Below are 19,526 nucleotides of genomic sequence, written 5' to 3'. Positions count from 1 at the left end.
GTCTCCGCGGCTTCGGAACTGATCGCGCCCGTACCTCTGCGCCATGTCTCAGGGCCGCAGTCGATCTCTTACGGCCGGAGCCCGGGCTTTACGTACGCTCTCCAGCTCATTCCGTCCTCGGTTCGTCTTCCCGGCGAAGCCCGGGCCCTCGGAAGTCGAGCCAGGCGGCTGTCCGGTGACATGTGCCTGACCGTCCTCTCCCCGTCGGGAGACAGCGTCGGGCACATGTACCTGCGTGGATTCGGACATGGGATCTCGTTCGGGGTGGAGCCGTCGGACGGGGGCGTGCTGCTGTGGGTGGAGTCCGATGCGGACCCTCGGACCGGGTACGGGCGCGCCATCGCCCGTGTCCCGTTCCGTGACGGCACCGTGCTCGACAGCGCGTCGGCAGGCCTTCGCCACCACCGTCCGCTACCGGGCGCCCGACGGATGCACCCCACACTTGATCTGACGAACCGCCGTGTGCTGGTGAGTCACTGGGTCGGAAGGAGACACGCCTATGCGGTCTATCGCACAGAGGACTTCCTCGCCCAGCGGTACGAGCCGCTGCACAACATCGCGGACACCGCGCTGAGGAAGGGCGAGACCTTCCAGGGGTGCGCCCTGCACGACGAGCACATCTATCAGCTCACCGGAAATCCCTATACGGATGAAGCGGGTGAGAATCCTCCGTCCGCCGGCGGCAACACGTTCGTTTCGACGATCGACGTGAGCAGTGGGCGGACGGTTGCGCGCCGGCGAGTGACGGCCGCTCCGGGGTTGCGCTTTCGGGAGCCTGAAGGGATCGCCGTCAGGCCGGGCAGCACGCCCGAGCTCTGCATCGCCTTGTCGGTCAAGACGCGTGACCGGCGCAAACTCACCGTCTACTCGTGCGGGTCTTGACGCGGAGGAGGTCTAGCACGAGACCCGCCATATCGTCAGACGAGCCACAGAAAAGTTAGAGAGATCACAAAAATCCCCTTTCTGTTCATAACTGTTCGGCATCCAAGCAGTGAATGTTCAACTTTTGTCCCTATGGGAGTTCACTGAACACTCGATGAGTGTTTAGAGTTCTGCCGGAGGCTTCACAAGTTCCTTACACCCTGCCCGCGCACTCCATTCGACTGCGGCGCTCGGCCCCCACTGTGACGTGCGGCACTCCCTGCTTCGCGCTGGCCAACACAGCCAAGCGCCGCACACATCACTGAAGGAGGAGTCGGCCACTGATGGGCAAAGCACACCGCCAGGCCGCACTGGGGTTTCTGATCACCGCTGCCCTCGTGCTCGGGTTCCTGGGCATGCTGGTAGCGGTCGTCATCCCGTCACTCCTCGTCTTCACATATGCGGCCGCAGCCAGCTACGCGGCGGACCTGCTCCTGCACACCTCCGAGTCCTCGACCCTGGACCGGCTGCGGGACTCACGGTTCGGCCTCACCATCCGGTTCCTGATCCGCCAGTTCCTCCTACTGGCTCTCTGCGGGTCGATCAACGACCTCGACTCGTTCGTCGTCCAGATGACATCCGTGGGTCTGCTGCTGCTCTTCGTACTCCAGCTCGTCTACGGAGCACTGTTGAAGCGGGTCAAGACCGAGCGCGCGGCCCTGCCGTTCACCACCCGTGGGCTCGACCTGGAGGCGCTGGGAATACGGCGCATGCCGCACCCCTTCCTGATGAGCAAGTACCTCCGCAAGACGCTGCACCTCGACGTCCCTCTGATGGGCGGTGCGATCGGAACCATCGCCACCGACCGGTGGGAGTACGTGACCTTCGGCGCGATCGCCTCGGTCTGGTTCGCCTGCCTGGCCGTGCTGGTCCTGCTGCCCGGCGCGAGGAATGCCCTCATACTGCCGTCTCCCGACGACGCCATCGATGAGCTGAACCGACAGCTCGCGGAGTACAGGCCTCAGATCGCGCTCTACTTCACCTTCGCCGCCGTCTCGCGGGACTTCATGTACCAGGTGAACATGTGGTTGGAGTCCCTGGAGGCGATGGACCTGCGGCCCATTATCGTGCTCCGGGAGCGGGCCACGCTGCGCTTCCTGGATGCCACATCCGTACCGGTCATCTGCGTCCCGAAGGCCGAGTACCTGGCCCGCGTCGAAATGCCCGAGCTCCGAGTCACCCTCTATCCGGGCAACGCCGGCAAGAACGTGCACATGCTTCAGCGTCACGAGGTCAAGCACGTCTTCATCGGACACGGCGACAGCGACAAGCTGGCCAGCAGTAACCGGGTCAGCAAGGTCTTCGACGAGATCTGGGTGGCGGGCCGAGCCGGGCGAGACCGCTACGAGCGCATCAAGCACGCAGTGACCGCCCAGCAGATCGTCGAGGTCGGGCGCCCCCAACTGGCGCCGCTGCGACACTGGACCGGTTCGCTCAGCAACAACGAGACACCCACCGTCATCTATGCCCCCACGTGGGAGGGCTGGACCGACGACGCTTGCTACACATCCGTCATTCCGGCCGGTGAGCAGCTCATACGCGCCCTCCTGTCGCACGAGCGACGCCTTCGGATCATCTACAAGCCGCACCCGCTGACCGGCACGCGGTCAACGGCCGCAGCGGCCGCACACCGGCGTATCATCGCGCTTCTCCAGGAGGACAACGCGCGACGATTCGGACGTAACGTACTGGATTCGAAGACCGCGTCCCGCAAACTGGCGCGCATCGACAAACGTCTCGCCGCGTTTCAGGAGCGGGGAGTCCGGTCCAAGCATCCGGACCTGACCGAAGAGGCTCGGACCGTCCGGATTCGAAAGCTGCGTGATCAGGCCGGCACCCTCTACTGGGACTCGCTGCCCCCGGACGCCCACCACGTCGTGACGGACAGAGTGCCCACCCTGTACGACTGCTTCAACCACTCCGACCTGCTCATCGGTGACATGTCGAGTGTCGTCTCGGACTTCGTGGCGACCCGGAAGCCGTATGCGATCTTCAACCTGGATGGGCTCCCCGACGCGGAGTTCCGGAACGAACAGCGCACGGCCTACGCGTCGTACCTGCTCGACGGCGACTGCAACGGTCTCGACCAAGCCCTGGCGGCCACGCTCGATCCGACGCAAGACGTGATGGCTTCCTATCGGGAGCAACTGAAGGACTATCTGCTCGGCACGGACCACCCGCCTTCCACGGTCAGGTTCAACAACGCCGCGAACGACCTCTACTCCCGTGGGCTCCAGGACTTCCCCATCGAGTACCCAGCCTTTGAGGAGTTCCCCGACCAGCCGGGGCAGCAGCCCCGCCTGCCGGCCTGACAGCGCAGGGCTTCACCCTCCCGCCCGCCGACCCACATCTCTCGAGGAAGCAGGATCTCTTGACCACCCGCCCAACCCATCGCCGTACCGTCGCCGTGGTCCTCGCCGGTGGCACCGGGCAGCGCATCGGGCTCGCCATACCCAAGCAGCTCCTGAAGATCGCTGGGAAGCCGATTCTGGAACACACGCTGCAGATATTCGAAAGCTCGCCGGACATCGACGACGTGATCGTTCTGATGACGCCCGACTATGTGGCCGAGGCCGAAAAGATCGTGGCTCGTGCCGGGCTCGGCAAGGTCTCCCAGGTTCTCGCCGGAGGCTCCACCCGCAGTGAGACCACCATGCTGGCCATCGATGCGGTGAAGGCCGGGCTCGACGACGGCGAGGACTGCAACCTCCTGTTCCACGATGCTGTACGACCATTGGTCTCACAGCGCGTGGTCAAGGAATGTGTCCAGGCGCTGAAGAAGTATCAGGCCGTCGATGTGGCCATCCCGTCGGCCGACACCGTGATTGTCACCCGGATGCACGGGGGCGACGGCGAGTTCATCACCGAGATCCCGGACCGCGGCAGGCTCAGGCGCGGCCAGACACCCCAGGGTTTCTGGCTCTCCACCATCAACAGCGCCTACACCCGCGCAAGTTCCGACCCTCACTTCCAGGCCACCGATGACTGTTCCGTGGTCGTGAAGTACCTGCCGGACGTGCCTGTCCACGTCGTCATGGGCGACGAGTACAACATGAAGGTGACTCAGCCCGTCGACGTCTTCATTGCCGACAAGCTGTTCCAGTTGGCGTCGACCACCGCACCGAGCCCTGGCGGCGAGGAGTTCTACCGGAATGGTCTGGCCGGGCGGACCTTGATCGTGTTCGGCGGGTCGTACGGTATCGGTTCCGACATCGCCCGAATGGCCGAGGCATACGGGGCTCGCGTCTTCGCCCTGGGCCGCTCCACCACCGGCACGCACGTGGAGAACCCCGACGATGTCGAGGCGGCGTTCTCCCGGGCCTACGCGGAGACCGGGAGAATCGACTACGTCGTCAACACGGCGGGGGTCCTGCGGATCGGCAGACTCGACGCGACGGACAGCGCGACCCTGCGCGAAGCGCTGGAGGTCAACTACTTGGCCCCGGTGAACATCGCGCGGACCGCGTTCAAGTACCTCGCCGAGACACAAGGTCAGCTGTTGCTCTTCACCTCGAGCAGCTACACACGGGGGCGCGCCGAGTACAGCCTGTACTCGTCGACCAAGGCTGCCATGGTGAATCTGACGCAGGCCCTCTCGGACGAATGGGCCGGGGACCGCATCCGGGTCAACTGCGTCAACCCGGAGCGAACGGCCACTCCCATGCGGACCAAGGCCTTCGGCGACGAGCCCAGTGGTTCTCTGCTCTCCTCCGAGATGGTGGCGCTCAGCTCGCTGGACGTCCTGCTGTCCTCCATGACGGGCCATGTCATTGATGTGCGCCAGCAGGACCCCACGACGAGCCAGGCTGCCGCTTCGGAGTTCGAGCAGGCACTCGCATCGGTCCTGCACGAGCAGGCCGACTCGTCCGCATAACCCCGCTGCGTCCAACCGGTGAGAGAAACTCATGGACCACTCTGCACAGCCCGACGGCCGGAAGCCGAAGATATTCATCGCCGGTGACTCCACTGCCGTCACCAGGCCGGTCAGTCACCTGCCGATGGCAGGCTGGGCACAAGCACTGCCGTTGTTCCTCAGTCCCTCGGTGGAGGTGGTCAATTGCGCACGCGCCCGAGCCAGCTCGAAGAGTTTCCATGAGCGTGGCCGTCTCCAGTGGATCCTGGAGAACATGGCACCGGGTGACTACCTGATCTTCGGCTTCGGCCAGATCGACTGGAAGCCCGATGCCGGTCTGCACACCGATCCCTTCGGATCGTTCCTGGAGCACATGCGCGCCTATGCCGTCGGAACCCGGGCAGCACAGGGGCATCCGGTGGTGCTGCTCCCCTTTGAGCGTCGCAGGGTGGACCTTCACGGGAACGTGTCCCGCTTCCTGGGGGATTATCCGAGCGCCATGCGCCGGCTCGCGCAGGAGGAACACCTCCCTGTCGTCGATCTGTACGGGCAGAGCCTCGCTTGGTGGGAAGAGCTCGGGCCGGAGGATTCCAAGCACGCGTTCACGTACCTGCGCCCCGGTGAGCCGCTGCAGAAGATCGTCCAGGACGCGGACAACGTGCACCTGCGTGCCGAGGGTGCGATCGAGTGCGCGCGCTACGTGGCCCGCAGCCTGCGCAGTCAGCAGATCGTCCCTGGGCACTGGACCACAGACCTGGATCGCCGCCGCTTCTCGTACGACGAACTGGGCTGGCTCGATGACGACACTTTCGCCCGCCGGACCAGGGAGCGGGTCTCCATCCGTCTCCCGGAGGACCCCGCCGTATGAACCACTTGTTGTGCAGCGGCCGTGCCACGGGCCCGTCCCAGGGCATTGTGCGCGCCGGCCTCTACAGCTCAGCGGAACCGGACCGCTCCGTCGTGCCCGGCGACATCATCGAGCTGGCCTTGTGCGTCGCCGCCGAGCAGGGGGCGCCGCGAGGCTGCGCCTATCTGCTGGAGAGCTCTCTGCTCGATGCCGGAGAAGTCGTGTCCCTGGAAGCCCTCGAATACTTTCCGCGGCAACGCTGGTTCAGAGTGCGCGCCGACCCCGAAGAGACGCGCACGGGAGTGCTGTCCGTGCGGATCGGCCGCCCTGGGTGCGCGCCCCGGCTGCGGCCCCAGATCATGGTCGGCGTTCCCGACGTGACTCAGCGCAAGATGGTCCGTACGGCGCGCCTGACCGGGCACTCGGTGCCGATAATGCCGCATCGGCTGACCGGGCTCCGGATTCTCACGAGCCCGGGCGTCCGGGGTGAAGGGAACGTACTCGACGAAGCTCCGGACGGCAGCTTCGCCATCTCGGTCACCCAGCCTCTGCACGGCAACGCTCAGCTCTCGCGCGACGGATGGGTGACCTATGAACCCGCTCCGGGATTCGTCGGCTACGACCGGTTCGAGTACACGATCGGCACCGCTGATTCGATGAAGGCGACGGCGACGGCCAATGTGTTCGTCGGTGACCTCGCCGCGGCGCCGGGAGTTTTCCCCCAGGCTCCTGCCGTCACCGCGTTCTCTCCCTGGCAATGGCCCGAACTGACCGGGAAGATGCCCTGGCCCCAAGAATCTCCGAGGAACCGGTAAACCCATGCTCCGCTCGCGGCCCATGCACCCTGCCGACATACGCGACGTCACCGTTGCCGTCCGTGTCAGCAACCACGCCACCACAGTCGAGGCGTGCCTCGACTCGCTGCTGACGCAGTCGATCGGGAAGAACCGCCTGGAAGTGGTGGCCATCGACGACGGATCCTCCGATCACGGTCCCGCGTTGCTGGCGAAGATCGCGAGCGCTCACCCGGATCTGATAAAGGCAGGCCGGCAGCCCATCGGCGTGAGGCCCGCAGCAGCGCGCAACATGGCTCTGAGCCAGGTCTCCGGGCGGTATGTCATCTTCCTCGAGGGATCGGACCGGCTGCACGCGGACGCCCTCGAACGGCTGGTGGACATGGCTGACGCACAAGAGGCGGACGTCGTCGCCGGACAGCCTGAGAGCCTGGCGGGAACCTCGGAACCTGCCGCTCTGTACCGGCGCAGCCGCGTGTCCATGAGCCTCTACGATTCTCGCGCCTACTGGTCGCTGTCCGCGAACAAGCTCTTCCGCACCGACCTGCTCCGCCGAAACGCGCTGGAGTTCCCGCTCGATGCCCCTGCCGGGGCAGACGAGATGGCATTCACCGCGGCGGCATATGTGGCAGCCGACAACATCGCCGTGGTGGCCGACGCCCCTTGCCTCATCTTGGACCCGGTCCGGACACCGGCGCTGTCGCCCGTCGAACGGATCGGTCTCGCGGACTACATGATGCGGTGGGCCGCTTCGCTCCGGCCGGCAGGTCCACAACGCGATTACCTGCTCGCCAGGCATCTGGAACTGGATCTGGGTCCCGCCACCGGCGCCTCACTCATCGGGATCCGGAGCAGGGACGAGCGGGAGCGTACCTGCTGGGCTGCCAGGGACGTGCTGAACGCCCATCTCACCCACGGCTCAATCGCGTTGCTTCCGAAGCCGCTCGCGGTGCGGCTGGCCCTCCTTTCAGCGGGCCGGTTCTCCGAGATGGCACACATGATCGCCTACGAAACCGACAAGGACCGCACCCCTCCACGCAAGACTGTGGAGAACGGAAGGGTCTTCACCACGTTGCCCTTCTTCCGCGATGCCGAAGTCGGGCTGCCCGACGAACTTTTCGAGATCACGGATCGCATGACCGTGAGTCAGCAGCTCACCCGCGTTCAGTGGACCGACTCGATCCTCGGCCTTGACGGGTTCGCCTTCTTCGAGCAACTGTCCACCCGGGACAGAGCCACCGAGGTGGTTCTGCGGGAGCCGGACAGTGGTGATGAGCACCGCTTCTCGGTCACGGCTCGCCGGGACGAGAAGCTGCTGAACACGAAGGGGAAGCCCCGGGCGATGGGCCGGTATTCCGCCCGTGTCAATCTTCGGCAGACCACGAGCGGGTGGCCGGTGGCACCCGGCGTCTGGGACATCTACCTCGCAGTGAGTTTCGAAGGGGTCACCAAGGAGGTTCGTCTGGGCCGTGAGCGCTCCGAGAACGTCGACCTCACCAGCCGCGCGCCTGTTCGCATTGCTCCCTCGCCCACGTCCGCACAGCACGAGTTGGTCGCCACGCTCTTCTGCTCGGAGACCGGTCACCTCGGCGTCGAGGTTGCGGAGCGCCGCCCACTCCCGAAGGGGAACAACTCGTCTCCGGAGGAACCCACTTGGTGAACTCCGAAGCATGTCGGACCGCCACCTCCTGACCATCGTCAGCGGTTCGGCTTCCTCTCTTCGAAGCGGCACGGGACGCGAGGGCGAGAAGCGCCCCACCACGTGGCGTGCCGCCGGCGGGACGACATCGCTGCCGTGGGGGCCACCGCACGGCGGCCTCAGGTCGTTCCTGAGCCCCTGGCGGCCGCCACCGCACCCGTCAGCCAGTTGCCCGGACCCACGGTTCGAAGCCAAGGCCCTCAATGGCATGGTTCTGCCGCGCGACGAGCAGAGACCCCTCGCTGTCGAGGGCGGCCACCACGACTCGGCCGGCGCCGTCCACAGCTACCTGCGGCGACTGCATACCCCGGCCTTCGACCTGCGCCCACCACATTCCGTATCCCTCGTTCTCAGTGACGTACGCGGTGATCTCCACTGCACCGTCGACGCCTGTCTGGGCAAGGACGGTGCAGTCGTATCCGCCGATGAAGGCCCGAGTGACGCTGGGTGCGCCGATGCCCCCCGCGCCCCCGAGCGTCATGAGACCACCGTCGGTCCCTTGCCTGTCAGGACGTCGCCACGCCACCAGCGAGCCGTCACCGGGGTATCTCCAGAAGTAGGTTGCCCGTTTGGGTCCTGTCTCGTGGGCAGTGACGGACCCGGAGACGACTGGAGTCCCCACGCTGCCGACGAGCTGGAACCGGCCCTTGGACGTTCCGACCCAGTGATCGGCTCCGGCAGGACCGATGGCCAGGACTTCCAGTGGCCCTCCCTCGGTCATGACCACCCCAGGCTCCGAGGGGTATGCCCGATCGGTGACGGGCTTCCAGCTTCCCCACTCGCCTTCAGGCTTTCGGCTGCACCGGAACACGCCACTCCGGCTGAGCGAAACCAGCACGTGTACCGAGCTCGTGGCGGGATTGACCGCGATCAACGGGCTGTGAACCAGGACGTCGTCGAATGCGGCGCCGTCTCTCTTCGGCAGGCCGAGGGAGTGCCAGCCGGCCAACGCGCGCCCCGTTTGAAACTGGGTGGCCACCGCGATGCTCTGCGCGCCGTCCTGGTCCTGGAGAGCGGCGAAGCACACATAGCCTTCACGGCTCTGCGCCATCACTACCCGGCCGGCCCAGTGCGGCACCTCGAAGGAATCAGGACCGGACCAAGCCCCGGTTCCCCCCGCCATTTCGGTCCAGCGGACCAGTCCGTCGGCCGACGTTCCGTACGCCGTCATCCGTCCGTCGCGGCCGGTGAAGAGCCAGCGCCCCGGTCCTGCGGAAACCTGCGGAGCTCCGCCCGGGGCACCGGATGTGCTCACACGCCGGGGCCCCGCAGAGCGACCACCATTCCTGCCACGGATCACGCCCTGCCCCGCCTTCTTCCGCCACGGGCATCCCATGGTATTCCGACCATGATTTTGTCACATGCTTCACTTCGTCGTCACCGTGCACCACGAGACCTGCTGCCGTGCTCGAGAGCACACCGGTCAGCCCATCGCCCCTGCACGCGGCCGACGAAGGTGAGTCACGCTGTCCGCCGAGGCACAGCCGTCACGTGAGCGCGCCGGGAAGACCACAGACCCGGCACCAGCCCCGTAAAGTCGACGACGCGCGCGAACCTCAGAGTCCGCGCCACTGGTCGAAGGTCAGCCCCGGGCCGTCGGTCTGACGCGCCACCCGCGGGGCGCCGCCCTCTCCCACCACTGCCATGACGACTCGGCCCTGGGCGTCGTGCATCAGGGCCGGTACGCCCATACAGGACACACCGGTGTCCGACCACCACAGGCCGTTGGCCTCGCTCTCGGTGACCCCAACGCCCACGATCGCCGTACCGCCCGCTCCGCGGTGCGCCAGCACGGTGCAGTCGGAGCCGTCCAGCATCGTTCGGATCGCGGCGTGCCCGCCGTCTCCCGGGGCACCGCCGAGCGGCATCGGCTCCTCATCAGCTCGGTAGGCGACCACTTCGCCCTGCGGATCGGTCCCGTAGTACGTGGCCCTGCCGGGGGCCGTCTCCAGTACGCCCAGGGAGCCGGGCTTCACGGTGATCTCCAAGCGCTTGAACGCGCCCCATCCGCCGCCGGGCTCGGCCTGCTGCCAGTACAGCGGACCCTCGTCCGTCGCCGCGAGAACAGCAACGCATCCGGAGCTGAGCGCGACCACCGCGGGCTCTTCCTTGATGTGCTTGCCGCGCAGATCTTCCCAGCCACGCCATTTGCCGTCGGGCCGCTCGCGACGCATCATCATGCCGCCTCCGCCGTTGCGCACGGCGACGTGCATCTCACCGGACTCGCTGACGACGGCGACGGGTGCACCGAGCCGGCGACCCACGACGGCTTCCTTGTGCGGCGTACCCAGCGACTGCCAGGCCGAGGCCGGGCGGCCCGTCTGGTACTGGATCGCGTGCACGATGTCGACCGTGACGGCGCCGTCTGCCGCGGCTCGTTCACGACGGCCTACGAAGTGGACGTAGGCGTTGGCGTTCTGCGTCACGGACAGATGCGTGAGGTCTGGAGCCGGCATGACGTCCGGAGCATCCCATTCCGGGCCTCCCGGACGCCTTTCGGTCCAGCGCCGCAGACCACCGTCGCCGGGAACGTAGGCGGTGAGCCTGCCGTCCCTCCCCCGGGTGAGCCAGATGCCGCGGAGCGCCTTGGCTTCAGGCGCGACCTTCGAGGTCGCACGGGCATCCTGTCCCATGGTCTGCGATCACCTTTTCAAGAACTGACTTCCGACAACTCGCACAACGTTTCGAAGCTGTCACATCCTAAAGCCCCGGCACTGAAGTCTTTCCCGGGCCTCACCAGCGTACGATCCGCCCCCTCTTCCCGGCCCCGCCGTCCGCCCGCTATGTCACAGTCACGCCACAGACTTCGTACGTACACCAGATCGACTGTCTATAGTGCTCACTCACCAGGAAATCGCGGACCGGCATGCCCCCCCACCCGAGTCCCACCCCATCACCTGCGCCCTGACCAGGCCATAAGTTGTGAGGACTCACTCAGGATGAGCCAAGACTCCACCACGCCCGGGCACCGGAGTTCCCCGGAATCCCCTTCTCGCGGGCGCAAGCGTGTACGGACGCGGGGCCAGCGCATACGCCGGGCCGTACTGCTGTCCGTTCTGGTCCTCGTCATCGCGGCGGGCGGTACGACCTACTGGCTCTACAGCCGGCTCGACGGCAACATCAAGGGCGTCGACATCAACAAGGCGCTGGGTGAGGACCGCCCCGAGAAGCTCCCGACCAGCGGGCAGAACCTCCTGGTCCTCGGCTCGGACTCGCGCGCCGGGGCCGAGAACAAGGAGCTGGGCGGCGGCGGGAGCATCAGCGGAGCCCGCTCCGACACCGCGATGGTCGTGCACATACCCGAGGGCCGCAGCAAGGCCGTCGCCGTCTCCATCCCCCGCGACACCCTGGTGACCCGGCCCGAGTGCACCAAGGCCGACGGCACCACGGTGCCCTCGGCGGAGCGCAAGATGTTCAACTCCGTCTATTCGCAGGTCGGTCCGGCCTGCGTGGTCAAGACCGTCGAGAAGATGTCCGGCGTCCGCATCGACCACTACCTGGAGATCAACTTCGCCGGGTTCAAGGGTCTCGTCGACGCCATCGGCGGCGTCACCGTGGACGTCCCGCAGGACATCCACGACAAGTCCTCCGGCCTCGACCTCACCGCCGGGCCCCACAAGCTCGACGGCACCCAGTCCCTCGCCTACGTACGCACCCGGCACGGCATCGGCGACGGCAGCGACCTCGGGCGCATCGGGCTCCAGCAGCAGTTCCTGTTCGCCCTTCTCAGCGAGGTCAAGAAGCAGGATCTGCTGGGCAGTCCGACCAGCGCCTACAAGATCGCCAACTCCGCGACCAAGTCGCTGACGACGGACGAGGGTCTCGCCTCGCTCACGTCGCTGACCAGCTTCGCCCGTTCGATGAACGGCGTCGACCCGGCCACGATGGAGACCATCATGCTCCCCGTCGCCTACGACAAGATCGACCCGAACCGCGTGATCTCCGCGCAGCCGCAGGCAGACACGCTCTGGAAGGCGATCCGCACGGACTCCGCCATCCCGGCGTCCGCCAGGAAGTCCCCCGCCACCGGCGGCTGACGCGACGGCAGACAGCCCGGCCCCGCCGGCCCGCACGGGCCGGCGGGGCCTTTGGCGTGTGTCACACCCGCGTGCGGTTCACCCGGCTGTGCCTGCGGCCGTACGCGAAGTAGATGACCACGCCGATGACCATCCAGATACCGAACCGCAGCCACGTCTCCGCCGGCAGGTTGAGCATCAGCCAGACCGACGCGGCGACCGAGACGATCGGGAGCAGCGGGACCCACGGTGTGCGGAAAGCGCGGTGCAGGTCGGGGCGGGTGCGGCGCAGGACGATGACGCCGAGGGCGACGACCACGAAGGCGAAGAGCGTGCCGATGTTCACCAGCGTCGCCAGTTCGTTGATGCTGGTGAAGCCGGCGATGATCGCGATGAGTACGCCGAGCAGGATGGTCGGGCGGTACGGGGTGTGGAACCGCGGGTGCGTCTTCGAGAAGAAGCGCGGGAGCAGGCCGTCCCGGCTCATCGCGAAGAACACCCGGGTCTGGCCGAGCAGCAGGATCATGCAGACCGTGGTGAGGCCGACTGCGGCGCCGAAGCTGATGACGCCGGCGTAGAAGGGGTGCCCGACGGCCTTGAAGGCGTCGGCGAGCGGGGCGCTCACGGAAAGCTCGGTGTAGTGCTGCATTCCGGTGACGACGATCGATACGGCGACGTAGAGCGCTGTGCAGATGACGAGCGAGGCCATGATGCCGCGGGGCATGTCGCGCTGCGGGAGCTTGGTCTCCTCGGCGGCCGTGGCCACGACGTCGAAGCCGATGAAGGCGAAGAAGACGACCGATGCGGCGGTGAAGATGCCCATGACGCCGAAGTTCGTGGGGGCGTATCCGAAGATCAGCTGGATCAGCGGGGCGTTCAGGCCCGATCCGGAGGGCTGGGGCTGGGCCTCGGGGACGAAGGGCGAGTAGTTCGCGGTGTCGATGAAGAACAGGCCCGCGATGATCACGATCAGCACGACCGCCACCTTGATGGCCACCACCACCGTCGTGACCCGGGCGGAGAGTTTCATGCCGAGCACCAGGATGACGGTCAGCACCAGCACCAGGACGAAGGCGAGGATGTCGAAGCCGAACCCGTCCGCCACGTCCGGGCCGGACAGCGCGTCCGGCAGGTGCCAGCCGGCGTTGTCCAGCAGCGAGCGGACGTAGCCGGACCAGCCGACCGCCACCACCGCCGTGCCCAGCGCGAACTCCAGGACCAGGTCCCAGCCGATGATCCAGGCGACCAGTTCGCCGAGCGACGCGTAGGAGAAGGTGTACGCCGAGCCGGCCACCGGGACGGTGGAGGCGAATTCCGCGTAGCAGAGCGCGGCCAGGGCGCAGACGACGCCGGCGACCACGAAGGCGATGGCCGTGGCCGGGCCCGCCGTCTCCTTGGCCACCTTGCCGGTGAGCACGAAGATGCCGGTACCGATGATGACGCCCACTCCGAAGACCGTGAGGTCCAGGGCGGAAAGGGACTTCTTGAGGGCGTGCTCCGGCTCCTCGGTGTCGCGGATCGACTGTTCGACCGTCTTGGTCCTGAACAGTCCGTCTCCGCTGGGGGGCAGGTCCTGCTGGGTGCTCACCGGCGTACCTCCACGCACTCGTCGTGTACGCCATGATTCGGACCCGCCCGCCCCCCGGCTGCCCGCAGCACGCCGCGCACGGCGGTATTTCACACGATTGGGCCGGTCGGACCACCCGTACAGGGTGGGCGACCGGCCCAATCGGCGTGCGGCGGTGAGGGGGTCAGTCCCGGACCGGCTCCGCTACGGAACGGCTCTCCGCGTCCGTGCTCTCCGCGTCCGTGCTCTCCGCGTCCGTCTCGTAGCGGCCGTCGAACCTGGCGACCAGACCGGTGACCTGGCGGGCGATGTCCGGCGCGGTCAGTCCGATCTCGGCCATGATCTCCTTGCGGGAGGCGTGGTCGAGGAAGACCGGCGGGATGCCGAAGTCGCGCAGCGGTACGTCGACGTCGGCGTCGCGCAGCGCCTGGGCGACGGCGGAGCCGACACCGCCGGCCCTGCTGTTGTCCTCGACGGTGACGACGACCCGGTGCTTCGCGGCCAGCGGTGCCATGGCCTCGTCCACGGGCTTGACCCAGCGCGGGTCGACGACGGTGGTCGAGATGCCCTGGGCGTCGAGCAGGTCCGCGATCTCCAGGCACATCGGGGCGAGCGCCCCGATGGAGACGAGCAGGACGTCGGGCCGGGCGGCGGCCGGCTCGCGGAGCACGTCCATGCCGCCGACCCTGCCGACGGCCTTGACCGACGGGCCGACCGCGCCCTTGGAGAAGCGGACGACCGTCGGGGCGTCGTCGACCTCGACGGCCTCGCGCAGCTGGGCGCGGACCTGGTCGGCGTCGCGCGGGGCGGCGATGCGCAGGGTCGGCACGCACTGCAGGATCGACATGTCCCACATGCCGTTGTGCGAGGCGCCGTCCGTACCGGTGACTCCGGCCCGGTCGAGGACGAACGTCACACCGCACCTGTGCAGGGCGACATCCATCAGGACCTGGTCGAAGGCGCGGTTGAGGAAGGTGGCGTACACCGCGAAGACGGGGTGCAGGCCGCCGGTGGCGAGGCCCGCCGCGGAGACCGCGCCGTGCTGCTCGGCGATGCCGACGTCGTAGATCCGGTCCGGGAAGGCCTTCTCGAACTTGGTCAGGCCGACCGGCTGGAGCATGGCCGCGGTGATCGCGACGATGTCCTCGCGCTCCTTGCCGAGCTTGACCATCTCCTCGCCGAACACGGAGGTCCAGTCGAGGCCGGAGGTGGCGACGGGCAGGCCGGTGTCGGGGTGGATCTTGCCGACGGCGTGGAAGCGGTCGGCCTCGTCCAGCAGAGCCGGGGTGTAGCCGCGGCCCTTCTCCGTGAGGCAGTGCACGATGACGGGGCCGCCGAAGCGCTTGGCGCGCTGGAGCGCGGACTCCAGCGCCTCCAGGTCGTGGCCGTCGATCGGGCCGACGTACTTCAGGCCGAGGTCCTCGAACATGCCCTGCGGGGCGATGAAGTCCTTCAGGCCCTTCTTGGCGCCGTGCAGCGTCTCGTACAGCGGCTTCCCGACGACGGGGGTGCGCTCCAGGAGGTCCTTGCCGCGGGCCAGGAAGCGCTCGTAGCCGTCCGTGGTGCGCAGGGTCGCCAGGTGGTTGGCGAGGCCGCCGATCGTCGGGGCGTAGGAGCGCTCGTTGTCGTTGACGACGATGACGAGGGGGCGGTCCTTGGCGGCGGCGATGTTGTTCAGCGCCTCCCAGGCCATGCCGCCGGTGAGAGCGCCGTCACCGATGACCGCGACGACGTGGTCGTCCTTGCCCAGCACCTCGTTGGCCTTGGCGAGGCCGTCGGCCCAGCCGAGCACGGTGGAGGCGTGCGAGTTCTCGATGACGTCGTGCTCGGACTCGGCACGCGAGGGGTAGCCGGAGAGGCCGCCCTTGCTCTTGAGCTTCGAGAAGTCCTGACGGCCGGTGAGGAGCTTGTGCACATAGCTCTGGTGGCCGGTGTCGAAGAGGACCCTGTCCTTCGGCGAGTCGAAGACCCGGTGCAGGGCGATGGTCAGCTCGACCACGCCCAGGTTGGGTCCGAGGTGTCCGCCGGTCTTGGAGACGGCGTCGACGAGGAAGGTCCGGATCTCTTCGGCGAGCTGGTCCAGCTGCTCCGGGGTGAGCCGGTCCAGATCGCGCGGTCCCGTGATGCGGGTCAGCAGCGCCACCCGTGCCTCCTTGCGTTCTAGCCTGATCGGACTTCTGCCGGATCTCGACGAGTCTAATGTTCCGGCCGCGGACGTGTTCATCGGGCGGTGCGTCGGGCGGTGCGTTGTGTGTCACTCGGGGCGGCGCACGCAGGAGCGCCCGGCACCGGGATGCGGTGCCGGGCGCTCCTGCGGATCCGCGGTCAGGCGCGGCCCGCGGTCTTCTGGGTCTTGCGCGAGACCGAGTCGATGATCACGGCGATGAGGAGTACTCCACCGGTGATCATGTACTGGATCGCGTTCGACGACAGGTTCATCTGGTTGAGGCCCTGGACGATCGACTGGATGACCAGGATGCCCAGCAGCGCGGACCAGACCTTGCCGCGTCCACCGAACAGGGACGTGCCGCCGATGACGGCTGCGGCGATGCACATCATCAGCTGGTTGCCGCCACCGAGCGAACGGTCGGCGCCGCCGGTCGCGGAGGCCAGGAAGAGACCGCCGACCGCACCGAGTGTGCCGGAGATCATGAACACCGAGATGCGGATCCAGGACACGTTGATACCGGCACGACGCGCTGCCTCGATGCCACCGCCGACCGCGAAGATCTGACGGCCGTAGGTGGTGCGGCGCAGAACGAAGTCGGTGATGACCAGGATCGCGAGGAAGATCACCAGGGAGAGCGGGAGGCCCTGCTCCTGGTTGAACGCGTACGCGGCGAGGAGGGCCAGGACGGCGAGCAGCACGGTGCGCAGGATGATCTCGCTCTGCGGGCGGTGCGGCAGCTCCGCTGCCTTGCGGCGGCTCGAGTCGCGCAGCTGCGCGAGGTAGAAGGCGACGATCACGACCACGGCGAGACCGTAGGCGGCGGCGACGTCGGCGAAGTAGTAGCTGGTCAGGTCACGGACGAAGCTGCCGAGCGGGGTGGTGATGGTGGACTTGTCGCCCATCACCCAGGTCTGCAGACCGGCCCAGCCCAGGAAGCCTGCCAGCGTCACGACGAACGCGGGCACGCCGATCTTGGCGAAGACGATGCCGTGGAAGGCGCCGACGACCGTGCCGGACAGGATGCCGAGCACGATGGCGAGGGAGTCGGGCATGTCCGTGCCGAGCACGGCCCACATCGCACCCGCGAGACCCGCGACGGAACCGACCGCGAGGTCGATCTCGCCGAGCAGCAGGACGAAGACGATGCCCACGGCCATGATGCCGGGGCCCGCCGCGTACAGCGTGATCTGGTCGAGGTTGTACGAGGTGAGGAAGTTTCCGGTCTCGAGCTGGAAGACGACCCCGATGATGATCAGACCCACCACGACGGGCAGCGAGCCGATCTCGCCCGAGCGCACCTTGCGCTTGAACTCGGTCCAGTAGCCCTTGAAGCCCTGCTCACGGATGAGCAGACGGGGGTCGACGACCTTGACTGCGCCGGCCGCTGCTGCGGGAGCGTCGGTGGCCTCTGCCTGGGCCGGGATCTCGGCCGAGGTCTTGCTGATCTTGCTCACTTGGATGCCTCCGCGCTGCGGGACTTGCGACGGGTCACGGCGTTGTCCGTGGCGCCCGTGATCGCGGCGATGATTTCTTCGTGGCTGGTCGTCGCCACAGGGAAGATGCCGTTGTTGTGGCCGAGTCGCAGCACGGCGACCTTGTCGGCGACAGCCTTCACATCGGCCATGTTGTGGCTGATGAGGATGACGCCGAGGTTCTGCTCGCGCAGCCGCTCCACCAGGTCGAGGACCTGTGCGGTCTGCTCGACGCCGAGGGCCGCGGTGGGCTCGTCCAGGATCACGATCTTGGGGTTGCCGACCAGGGCACGGGCGATGGCCACGACCTGGCGCTGGCCGCCGGAGAGCGCGGCAACCGGGATACGGACGCTGGGGATACGGATGGAGAGCGTGGACAGGAGGTCCTGCGCCCGCTTCTCCATGGCGACCTCGTCGAGGACGCCCCCCTTCTTGATCTCGCGACCGAGGAAGAGGTTGGCGACGACATCCAGGTTGTCGCAGAGCGCGAGGTCCTGGTAGACGGTGGCGACGCCGAGGTTCTGGGCGTCGTGCGGACGGTTGATGTCCACCTTCGCGCCCTCCCACTCGATGACGCCCTCATCGATGGGGTGCACGCCGGCGATCGTCTTGACCAGCGTGGACTTTCCTGCACCGTTGTCGCCGACCAGGGCGACCACTTCTCCGGCGTGGACTTCGAGATCGACACCGGAGAGGACCTGGACCGCTCCGAATCGCTTGAAGACTCCACGCAACGCCAGCACGGGCGTCTGTGACACGTGAACCATCTCCTTCGCCGCCTGACCGGCGGGGATGTGCCGCCTGACCGGCGGAGACGCCGCGCCACGAGCGGCAGCGTCGACGTACGGGAAGTACTGGGAGAAGAATGTCCGGCACCCGGCCGGCAGCGGGGTGTGGGCCGGCCGGGGCCGGACAGTCATGGGGCGGGCGGACCCCGCCGTGCGGCGCGGATCAGACCCGTACGTGCCAGGGCCTGTCGGCCCCGGCACGAGGAGGGACTACTTGATGCCCAGCGCGGTGCACTTGGCGGCGATGTCCTTGACGCAGACATCGGCGACCTTGTAGATGCCGTCCTTGATCACGGTGGACTGGATGTTGTCCTTGTTCACCACGGTCGGCTCGAGCAGCGTGGAGGGAACGCCGTCCGTCTTGCCCGCGGCGCCGATGTCCTTGCCCTGGAGCAGGTTGACAGCGAACTGGGCGGCCGTCGGGGCGAGCTGCTTCGGCGACTTGTAGATCGTGAAGGTCTGCGTACCGGCGATGAGCCGCTGGATACCGGGGAGCTCGGCGTCCTGGCCACCCACCGGGATGTCCTTGATGCCGGCGTTGTCCAGGGACGTGATGATGCCGCCCGCCATGCCGTCGTTGGCGGAGTAGACGGCGTTGATCTTGCCCTTGCCGACCGAGGAGATCGCGGCGGTCATCTTCTCGCCGGCGATCTTCGGGTCCCACTCGCCGGACGCCTCGTAGGCAATCTTGATCTTGCCGTCGAGGGACGCGTGGGCGCCCTTCTTGAACAGGCCGGCGTTCGGGTCCTTCTCGTCGCCGTTGATCATGACGAGGTTGGAGCCGGCAGCCTTGGAGCCCAGGGCGTCGAGGATCGCCTGGCCCTGGAGCTTGCCGATCTTCTCGTTGTCGTGGCTGACGTAGGCGTCGGCACCGACGATGGCGCGGTCGTACGCGACGACCTTGACGCCCTTCTTGTGCGCGGCGTCGATCCACCCGGCGGACTTCTCGGAGTCGACCGAGGAGATCGCGATGACCTTGATACCGTCGGCTATCTGCTGCTCGAACTGCTGCTTCTGCTGGCCGACGTCACCGGCTGCGTTGTTGTAGACGACCTCGCAGTCCGCACAGTCCTTCTTGACCGCTTCGATGAACAGCGGCTTGTCCAGCGTCTCGTAGCGAGCGGTCTTGTTCTCCGGGAGCAGCAGCCCGATCTTGGTCTTGCTGCCCGAGTCCGCGGAGTCCTTCTTGTCGTCGCCCGCCTTGCCGCAAGCGGCGAGGGAGACGGCCATCGAAACTGCGGCCGTGCCGATGACGATGCGTCGCGTCATTGCGTTCATTGCGGGTGTGCCTCCCTGACGAGGCCGCAACGTTGCGGCCGAGGTGGGTTGGAGTCAACTCGGCCGCAGGCGTGGCGTCAAGGAGTAAATCCTTAACGAGATGACAACGGTGCCATCCGTT

The 19,526-nt window shown here is 67.1% G+C and carries 14 protein-coding genes; 7 read left to right on the top strand and 7 right to left on the bottom strand.

Translation table 11 applies throughout. The annotated features are described in order from the left end of the window. Nucleotides 1-180: 180 nt before the first annotated feature. The 6 genes from ACIBJG_RS01610 (at nt 181) to ACIBJG_RS01585 (ending at nt 8,075) form a co-directional block, all read left to right on the top strand. Nucleotides 181-882: a signaling protein gene (locus ACIBJG_RS01610; protein ID WP_399302784.1), complete on the top strand. Its 702-nt coding sequence runs from the start codon at nt 181-183 to the stop codon at nt 880-882. Between the two features lie 323 nt (nt 883-1,205). After that, nucleotides 1,206-3,233, top strand: a complete 2,028-nt coding sequence (locus ACIBJG_RS01605) for a hypothetical protein (protein WP_399302782.1) — start codon at nt 1,206-1,208, stop codon at nt 3,231-3,233. Nucleotides 3,234-3,292: 59 nt separating this feature from the next. Next, the gene (locus ACIBJG_RS01600) at nt 3,293-4,795 is read left to right on the top strand and encodes a D-ribitol-5-phosphate cytidylyltransferase (RefSeq protein WP_399302781.1); all 1,503 of its coding nucleotides are present in this window, start codon (nt 3,293-3,295) and stop codon (nt 4,793-4,795) included. 31 nt (nt 4,796-4,826) lie between these two features. Then, a complete protein-coding gene (locus ACIBJG_RS01595; RefSeq protein WP_399302778.1) occupies nt 4,827-5,642 on the top strand; it encodes a rhamnogalacturonan acetylesterase in 816 nt (271 codons plus the stop codon). Between the two features lie 92 nt (nt 5,643-5,734). Continuing rightward, nucleotides 5,735-6,436, top strand: a complete 702-nt coding sequence (locus ACIBJG_RS01590) for an Ig-like domain-containing protein (protein ID WP_399302776.1) — start codon at nt 5,735-5,737, stop codon at nt 6,434-6,436. Nucleotides 6,437-6,440: 4 nt separating this feature from the next. Next, nucleotides 6,441-8,075 (top strand): glycosyltransferase family 2 protein, encoded by a 1,635-nt coding sequence (locus ACIBJG_RS01585; protein WP_399302774.1) that lies wholly within the window; start codon nt 6,441-6,443, stop codon nt 8,073-8,075. A 199-nt stretch (nt 8,076-8,274) separates the two neighbouring features. On the opposite strand, the gene ACIBJG_RS01580 is transcribed toward ACIBJG_RS01585, so the two are convergent. Beyond that, on the bottom strand, nt 8,275-9,369 hold the full coding sequence (locus ACIBJG_RS01580; protein ID WP_399302772.1) for a hypothetical protein: 1,095 nt from the start codon (nt 9,367-9,369) through the stop codon (nt 8,275-8,277). Between the two features lie 301 nt (nt 9,370-9,670). After that, entirely contained in the window at nt 9,671-10,747 is a 1,077-nt protein-coding gene (locus tag ACIBJG_RS01575; protein ID WP_399302770.1) for a hypothetical protein, read from the bottom strand. 306 nt (nt 10,748-11,053) lie between these two features. On the opposite strand from ACIBJG_RS01575, the gene ACIBJG_RS01570 reads away from it, so the two are divergent. Continuing rightward, nucleotides 11,054-12,151, top strand: a complete 1,098-nt coding sequence (locus ACIBJG_RS01570; protein WP_399302768.1) for an LCP family protein — start codon at nt 11,054-11,056, stop codon at nt 12,149-12,151. Nucleotides 12,152-12,212: 61 nt separating this feature from the next. Here ACIBJG_RS01570 and ACIBJG_RS01565 read toward each other — a convergent pair whose 3' ends face one another. The 5 genes from ACIBJG_RS01565 to ACIBJG_RS01545 all read right to left on the bottom strand — a co-directional run bounded on the left by ACIBJG_RS01565 (nt 12,213) and on the right by ACIBJG_RS01545 (nt 19,405). Then, the gene (locus ACIBJG_RS01565; protein WP_399302766.1) at nt 12,213-13,718 is read right to left on the bottom strand and encodes an amino acid permease; all 1,506 of its coding nucleotides are present in this window, start codon (nt 13,716-13,718) and stop codon (nt 12,213-12,215) included. A 163-nt stretch (nt 13,719-13,881) separates the two neighbouring features. Continuing rightward, a complete protein-coding gene (gene dxs, locus ACIBJG_RS01560) occupies nt 13,882-15,840 on the bottom strand; it encodes a 1-deoxy-D-xylulose-5-phosphate synthase (RefSeq protein ID WP_399302764.1) in 1,959 nt (652 codons plus the stop codon). Nucleotides 15,841-16,022: 182 nt separating this feature from the next. Continuing rightward, entirely contained in the window at nt 16,023-17,321 is a 1,299-nt protein-coding gene (locus ACIBJG_RS01555; RefSeq protein ID WP_399302762.1) for a sugar ABC transporter permease, read from the bottom strand. Then, nucleotides 17,318-18,106, bottom strand: coding sequence for an ATP-binding cassette domain-containing protein (locus ACIBJG_RS01550; protein ID WP_030979331.1), 789 nt, complete (start codon nt 18,104-18,106; stop codon nt 17,318-17,320). Before ACIBJG_RS01550 ends, ACIBJG_RS01555 begins: the two co-directional genes overlap by 4 nt. Before the next feature lie 231 nt (nt 18,107-18,337). Continuing rightward, nucleotides 18,338-19,405: a sugar ABC transporter substrate-binding protein gene (locus ACIBJG_RS01545; protein WP_399302760.1), complete on the bottom strand. Its 1,068-nt coding sequence runs from the start codon at nt 19,403-19,405 to the stop codon at nt 18,338-18,340. Nucleotides 19,406-19,526: the final 121 nt, after the last annotated feature.

The sequence above is a fragment of the Streptomyces sp. NPDC050422 genome, from assembly GCF_044458665.1.
Taxonomy (GTDB): Bacteria; Actinomycetota; Actinomycetes; order Streptomycetales; family Streptomycetaceae; genus Streptomyces.
Note: the sequence above shows the minus strand (reverse complement) of the source record. Positions and strands in the feature narration are given on the sequence as shown.